This is a genomic window from Novosphingobium sp. (assembly GCF_036803765.1).
Classification (GTDB): Bacteria; Pseudomonadota; Alphaproteobacteria; order Sphingomonadales; family Sphingomonadaceae; genus Novosphingobium.
In genome coordinates, this window is sequence record NZ_DAIRTS010000009.1 from 132,608 (window position 1) to 139,020 (window position 6,413).

The following is a 6,413-nucleotide window of genomic DNA, read 5'->3' on the forward strand; positions in this document are numbered from 1 at the left end:
GATGCCTCCCTGGTTTTGAACGTGGCCTCAGGCCAGCAGGCGGGCGGCCTCGGCGCAGTCGCGGTTCATCTGCGCCACCAGCGCGTCGAGGCTGTCGAACTTCGCCTCGGGGCGCAGGAAGTGGTGGAACGCCACCTCGATCTCCTGGCCATAGAGGTCGCCGGAAAAGTCGAAGAAATAGGGCTCGAGCAGTTCCTTGGGCGGGTCGAACGTCGGGCGGATGCCCATGTTGGCCGCGCCCTTGACCAGGCGGTTGCCCGGCAGGAGTCCGGTCACGGCGTAGATGCCATAGGCCGGGCGCAGATATGTGCCCATGGCTAGGTTGGCGGTGGGAAAATTGATCGTGCGGCCCAGCTTGTCGCCGTGCTGGACGGTGCCGCGCACCGCGAAGGGGCGCGTCATCAGCGCGGTGGCGGTGGTGCAGTCGCCGGCCTTGAGCGCCTCGCGCACCCGGCTGGACGAGACGACGAGGCCGTCGCGGAACACCGGGCCTACCGCGCGGGTGGTCAGGCCCAGCGGCTCGCCCAGCGCGCGCAGCACGCCGATGTTGCCACCGCGCTGGCGGCCGAAGGTGAAATCCTCGCCGGTCACGACGCCGGCGGCGCCGAGGCGGCGGACCAGCAGGTCCTCGACGAAGTCCTGTGCCGAGGTGCGGGCCAGCGCGTCGTCGAAGGCGAAGACGAGCATGGCGTCGGCGCCGGCACCGGCGAACAGTTCCTCGCGCTGGTCGAGTGTGGTCAGGCGGAACGGCGGCGCCTTGGGATCGAAGTGGCGCACGGGATGGGGATCGAACGTTGCGACGAGCACCGGGCGGCGTTCGGCGCGCGCCCATTGCACCGCCTCGGCGACCACGGCCTGGTGGCCGAGGTGAAACCCGTCGAAGTTGCCGAGCGCGATGACCGCGCCGCGCCATGCATCGGGCAGGGGGTCGCGTGCGTCGAGCCGGATCATCGCGTCGTGTCGTCCTTCCCGGTATCGGTCGTGTGGTCCGCGCGCTCGAGCGCCACGAAGGCATAGGCCGGATAGGTGGCGCCGGCGGGATGTTCCTCGCGCGTGACTTCGCGCCACTCGGCCCCCGGCGCGGGCATTTTGGTATCGCCGTTCACCACGGCATGAACCTCGGTCAGTTCGAAACGGGTGGCGCGGTCGGCGAACAGGGCGAGCATCTGCGCGCCGCCGATCACCGCCGCCTCGCCGTCACCGACCGCGGCGATCGCGGCTTGCGCGTCATGGACCACCTCGGCGCCGGGGGCGGACCAGCCGGCATCGCGGGTCAGCACGATGTGCCGTCGCCCGGGCAGCAGGCCGGGCAGCGATTCGAAGGTCTTGCGGCCCATGATCATCGGCTTGCCCATCGTCAGCGCCTTGAACCGCTTGAGATCGGCGGGAATGTGCCAGGGCAGGCGGCCGCGCCCGTCGACGGTCTCGCCGATGGTGCCATCCTGCGCCCTCGCCACGATCAGGAACAGCGTGACCGCCATCTCAGCCGACCAGCCGGGTGACGTGGCCCATCTTGCGCCCGGCGCGCGTTTCGGCCTTGCCGTAGAGGTGCAGGTGATTGGCCGGTTCGGCCAGCAGCGCGGGCCACTGGTCGGCCTGGTCGCCGATCAGGTTGTCCATTACCGCGCCCGCGCTCACCAGCGCGGTGCTGCCGAGCGGGAGGCTGAGGATCGCGCGGACGTGGTTCTCGAACTGGCTGGCGAGCGCGCCCTCGATGCTCCAGTGGCCCGAGTTGTGGACGCGCGGGGCCATCTCGTTGAACACCGGCCCATCCTCGGTCGCGAAGAATTCGAGCGTCAACACGCCGACATAGTCCAGCGCCTCGGCGACCTTTTGCGCCAGAGCACGCGCGGCCGGAACCTGCGCCGCGATGCCGGCAGGGGCGGGCACGGTCGAGCGGGCGAGGATGCCGTCGACATGCTCGTTCCGGGCCGAATCCCAGAACTGCACCGTGCCATCCTGCCCGCGCACGAGGATGACCGAGAATTCGCCGAAGAAGGTGACGAAGCCCTCGTAGATCAGCGGGGTGGACGGCAGGTCCAGCCCGGCCGCATCGGCGGCGTCGCGAATGCGCCACTGGCCCTTGCCGTCGTAGCCGTCGCGCCGGGTCTTGAGGATGCCGGGCGCGCCGATCGCGGCCACCGCGCGTGCGAGATCGTCGGCGCTGTCGACTTGCTGCCATGGGGCCGGGCGGCCGCCGAGCGCCTCGACGAAGGTCTTTTCGTTGACCCGGTCCTGCGCCACTTCGAGCGCGCGGGCGGGCGGATGCAACGGGGCATGGCGGGTGATCGCGGCGAGGGGCGCGGCGGCGACGTTCTCGAACTCGTACGTCACCACGGCGACTTGCGCGGCGAAGGCGGCGAGGGCGTCCTCGTCGTCGTAGGCACCCTGGGTATAATCGGCGCTGACTTGCGCGGCGACGGATTCGGCGCGCGGTTCGGGCGCATAGACATGCGCGGTATAGCCCAGTTGCGCTGCAGCCAGCGCCATCATCCGCCCGAGTTGCCCGCCGCCAAGGATGCCGATGACGGCGCCCGGCGCGATCATCGACCCAATCCTGGACTGGGAGGGCTGTTCCTGTGGGGCGGGTCGGGAGGTCACTGTGGCCGCTCCGCCACGCTGGCGGTTTGCGCGGCGCGGAAGGCGATCAGCCGCTCGGCAAGCGCCGCATCATGCGTCGCGAGGATCGAGGCGGCGAGAATGCCGGCATTGGTCGCGCCCGGCACACCGATCGCGAGCGTGCCGACCGGGATGCCGCCGGGCATCTGGACGATCGACAGCAGGCTATCCATGCCCTTCAGCGCCTTGGATTCGACCGGCACGCCCAAAACGGGCAGGTGCGTCATCGAGGCGACCATGCCGGGCAGGTGCGCGGCGCCGCCGGCGCCGGCGATCACAACCTTGAACCCTTGCGCGTGGGCAGTGCGGGAAAAGTCGACCAGCCTCTCGGGCGTGCGGTGCGCGGAGACGATCCGGCAGTCATGCGCCACGCCCAGCTTGTCGAGCACGGCGGCGGCGTTCTTCATCGTCTCCCAGTCGGACTGGCTGCCCATCACGATGGCCACCTTTGGCGCGATCTCAGGGGTAACCCCCGGGGCAGTCCCGGCTTCCGACAGCGGCGTCTCGTTCATTCCCAAATCCCCCGTTCGGGCTTTATTTCGCAAGGGCGGGCGCGCTCAGCGCTCCGACAGATAGTAGCGTTCGATTTCGCCGAGCTGGTCGTCCAGTTCGTAGACGATCGGCTGGCCGGTCGGGATCTCGAGGCCGGTGATGTCCTCGTCCGAAATGCCCGACAGGTGCTTGACCAGCGCGCGCAGCGAATTGCCGTGCGCCGACACGATCACGGTCTCGCCGGCACGCAGCGCCGGGGCGATCAGTTCGTCATAGGCGGGCAGGACGCGGGCGATGGTGTCCTTGAGGCTTTCGGTCGCGGGCACCGCGATCCCGGCATAGCGCGGGTCGGCGGCGAGATCGAATTCGCTGCCCGCCTCGAGCACCGGCGGCGGCGTGTCGAAGCTGCGGCGCCACACTTTGACCTGCTCGTCGCCATGGCGCGCGGCGGTCTCGGCCTTGTCCAGCCCGGTCAGGCCGCCATAGTGGCGTTCATTGAGGCGCCAATCCTTGGTCTCGGGCACCCACAGCCGGCCAGCGGCCTCGAGCGCGAGATGCAGCGTCTTGATCGCGCGGGTCTGCAGCGAGGTGAACGCGACGGTCGGCAGGACGCCCTTGTCCTTGAGCAGCTGGCCGGCGGCGAAGGCTTCGGCCGCGCCCTTTTCGGTCACGTCGACATCCCACCAGCCGGTGAAGCGGTTTTCCAGGTTCCACTGCGATTGGCCGTGACGAATCAGGATCAGACGGGGCATCGGCGCTTCCTGCTACAAGACGTGAAAGACGAGACGCGGGCACTAGCGAGCGCAATCCGGTTTGGAAAGCGGCATACGCTACGCCTCCGGCGTCTCCTGCGCATCGGGCGCAGAAAGCGCGCGAGCCTGCGCCTTGCGGCGGCGCAAGTTCTCGCGCAGCCGCTGCGCAAGCCGTTCTTCACGGGTGGGGGAAGCGGGGGCAGGGGATTTGGGAGCGGTCATCGTGCCTCGCGTTGTGCCGTGCGACGTTTTTGTCCGCAACCCCGCTTGACATCGCTGGGCGCTGCGGCCAATAGCGCGCCTCCACCGGCGGCCACCCCGCCGGACCGGACCTAAGAGCTAGGCGCTGCGGCGCGGCTCAAGCGGAAATGGTGTGCTGCTGTAGCTCAGTGGTAGAGCGCATCCTTGGTAAGGCTGAGGTCGGGAGTTCAATCCTCCCCAGCAGCACCATTTCCCCCCAGATCAATCATCTGATCGCAAAAGCCGGCTTTCGCGCCGCGCCTTTCGCGCGTGCGTCGTCGCAGTGCGGCAAAAAGCCTCGCCCTTCATCTTGCGTTCATGTCCGGAATGGCTCTAGGGCGATGAAATGTTATATCGTTGCTTCAGGAGTCATGCGATGCGTCCCACCTTCACGGCCCGATCACTGCAGGGCTCCGCTCTGCTCGTGCTCGCCCTCGGCAGCCTGCCGGTAGCAGCGCGTGCCGCCGAGGCGGATGCAAGTGCGGAAGCAGGCGCCGGGGACAGCACCACCACCTCGCCGGCCGGACCGATCGTCGTGACCGCGACGCCATTCGGCCACGGCATCGACGATACGCCGACCGTCTCGGCGCGCGTCGATTCGGACCAGATCGCCCGCGCGGGCGGGGCCAGCATCGCCGATGCGCTGCGCGACGTGCCCGGCGTCTCGGCCACCGGCTTTGCCGCCGGCGCCAGCCGACCGATCATCCGCGGCATGGATTCAGCGCGCGTCCGCCTGCTGGAGGACGGCACCTCGAGTTCCGACGTGTCGGACATCGGCCCCGACCACGGCGTGCCGATCGACCCGCTCGCCGCCCGCTCGATCGAGGTCGTGCGCGGCGCGGCGACGCTGCGCTATGGCAGCCAGGCGATCGGCGGCGTCGTCAACACGATCAACAACCGCGTGCCGATGAGCCTGCCGAGCGAGGCGATCTCGGCCGAGGGCAACTCCAGCTATACCACCGTCAACAAGGGCGTCGAAGTCTCGGGCCTGGTCGATGGCAAGGCGGGCAACCTCGCGCTGCATGCCGATGCGTTCTGGCGCACCACCGACAATTACGACACGCCGCTCGGCACGCAGGCCAATTCCTGGTTCCACGGCCGGGGCGGGGCGCTGGGCGGCTCATACTTCCTGCCCGACGGGCAGAGCCATGTCGGCCTGGCCGTCACGCATTACGACGCGCAGTACGGCATCCCCAGCGACACCACCTATATCGACATGCGCCAGACCAAGGTCATCACGCGCAACGCCTTCGCGCTGGGCTCCGGGCTGCTCAAGACGCTGACCTTCGACGGCAGCTACGGCGATTACCAGCACCAGGAAAAGAACCCCGACGGCTCGGTCAACACCACCTTCAAGAACAAGGAGTGGAACGGCCGCGGCGAATTGCTGCTCAACGCGCTGGGGCCGGTGCGCAACACCGCACTCGGCGTCGAGTACCAGCACCGTGACTTCTCGGCGATCGGCGAGGACAGCAGCTATCTCAATCCGGCGACGAGCGAGAACATCGCCGGCTACCTGTTCACCGAACTGCAGCTGGCTCCGCGCCTCCACGCCGAGGCCAGCGGCCGCGTCGAGCATGTCCGGATCACCGGCACGCCGCTCGACGACGATTTCACGGTGCGCCGGTTCACGCCGGTCAGCGGCGCGGTGGGCCTGCTCTACAGCCCGACCGACACCGTCAAGCTGGGCGTCAATTTCTCGAGCACCGGCCGCGCGCCGGCGCTGACCGAGCTGTTCGCCCGCGGCGCGCACGATGGCCCGCAGACGTTCGAGACCGGTGATCCGAACCTCAAGATCGAGCGCGCCAATTCGCTGGAAGGCAGCCTGCGCGTGCGCACCGGCGGCTTCCGCTTCACCGGCTCGGTCTATTACACCTGGTACAAGAACTATATCTATGGCGACCTGACCGGCCGCACCTGCGACGATGACGGCACCTGCACCGCTGCCCCGGACGGCGAACTGCGTGAACTGTTCTATCGCCAGCAGGGCGCGCGTTTCCGCGGTCTCGAGGCGGAACTGAGCCAGGATCTGGTCAAGACCGAAGACGGTACCTTCACCGCCAAGGTGCTGGGCGACTACACCCGCGCCACGCTCGACAGCGGCAGCAACGTGCCGCGCATCCCGCCTTACCGCATTGGCGGCGGTCTCGCCTGGGAAGGGCGCAAGCTCGATGCCGGGGTGCAGCTGTCGCACTTCGGGCGGCAGGACAAGGCCGGCGATTTCGACACCGCGACGCCCGGCTACAATTCGCTCGACGCCAACGTCGCCTGGCGGCCGTTCCGCAGCCATCCGGGGGTGCAGTTCTCGGT

Annotated in this window: 6 protein-coding genes and 1 tRNA gene; 2 read left to right on the plus strand and 5 right to left on the minus strand. The window is 68.7% G+C overall.

Annotated elements, in window-relative coordinates; genetic code table 11:
- Positions 1-27: 27 nt before the first annotated feature.
- Genes V7Q48_RS08445 through gpmA form a run of 5 tightly spaced genes read right to left on the minus strand, consistent with a single transcriptional unit; the run spans position 28 to position 3,863 of the window.
- Positions 28-951 carry a bifunctional riboflavin kinase/FAD synthetase gene (locus V7Q48_RS08445; RefSeq protein WP_333837501.1) on the minus strand — a complete coding sequence of 308 codons (924 nt, stop codon included), beginning with the start codon at positions 949-951 and terminating at the stop codon, positions 28-30.
- Positions 948-1,481, minus strand: coding sequence for a dihydrofolate reductase (locus tag V7Q48_RS08450; protein WP_333837503.1), 534 nt, complete (start codon positions 1,479-1,481; stop codon positions 948-950). The genes V7Q48_RS08445 and V7Q48_RS08450 overlap by 4 nt, the downstream gene beginning before the upstream one ends.
- Before the next feature lies 1 nt (position 1,482).
- Positions 1,483-2,547 (minus strand): 5-(carboxyamino)imidazole ribonucleotide synthase, encoded by a 1,065-nt coding sequence (locus V7Q48_RS08455; protein ID WP_333837505.1) that lies wholly within the window; start codon positions 2,545-2,547, stop codon positions 1,483-1,485.
- 50 nt (positions 2,548-2,597) lie between these two features.
- Positions 2,598-3,131, minus strand: coding sequence for a 5-(carboxyamino)imidazole ribonucleotide mutase (gene purE, locus V7Q48_RS08460; protein WP_333837507.1), 534 nt, complete (start codon positions 3,129-3,131; stop codon positions 2,598-2,600).
- A 45-nt stretch (positions 3,132-3,176) separates the two neighbouring features.
- Positions 3,177-3,863 (minus strand): 2,3-diphosphoglycerate-dependent phosphoglycerate mutase, encoded by a 687-nt coding sequence (gene gpmA, locus V7Q48_RS08465; RefSeq protein ID WP_333837509.1) that lies wholly within the window; start codon positions 3,861-3,863, stop codon positions 3,177-3,179.
- 375 nt (positions 3,864-4,238) lie between these two features.
- Here gpmA and V7Q48_RS08470 point away from each other — a divergent pair.
- A tRNA-Thr gene (locus V7Q48_RS08470) sits at positions 4,239-4,313 on the plus strand.
- Between the two features lie 166 nt (positions 4,314-4,479).
- Positions 4,480-6,413: TonB-dependent receptor (locus tag V7Q48_RS08475; protein WP_333837510.1), on the plus strand; the 1,934-nt coding region annotated here is incomplete at its 3' end.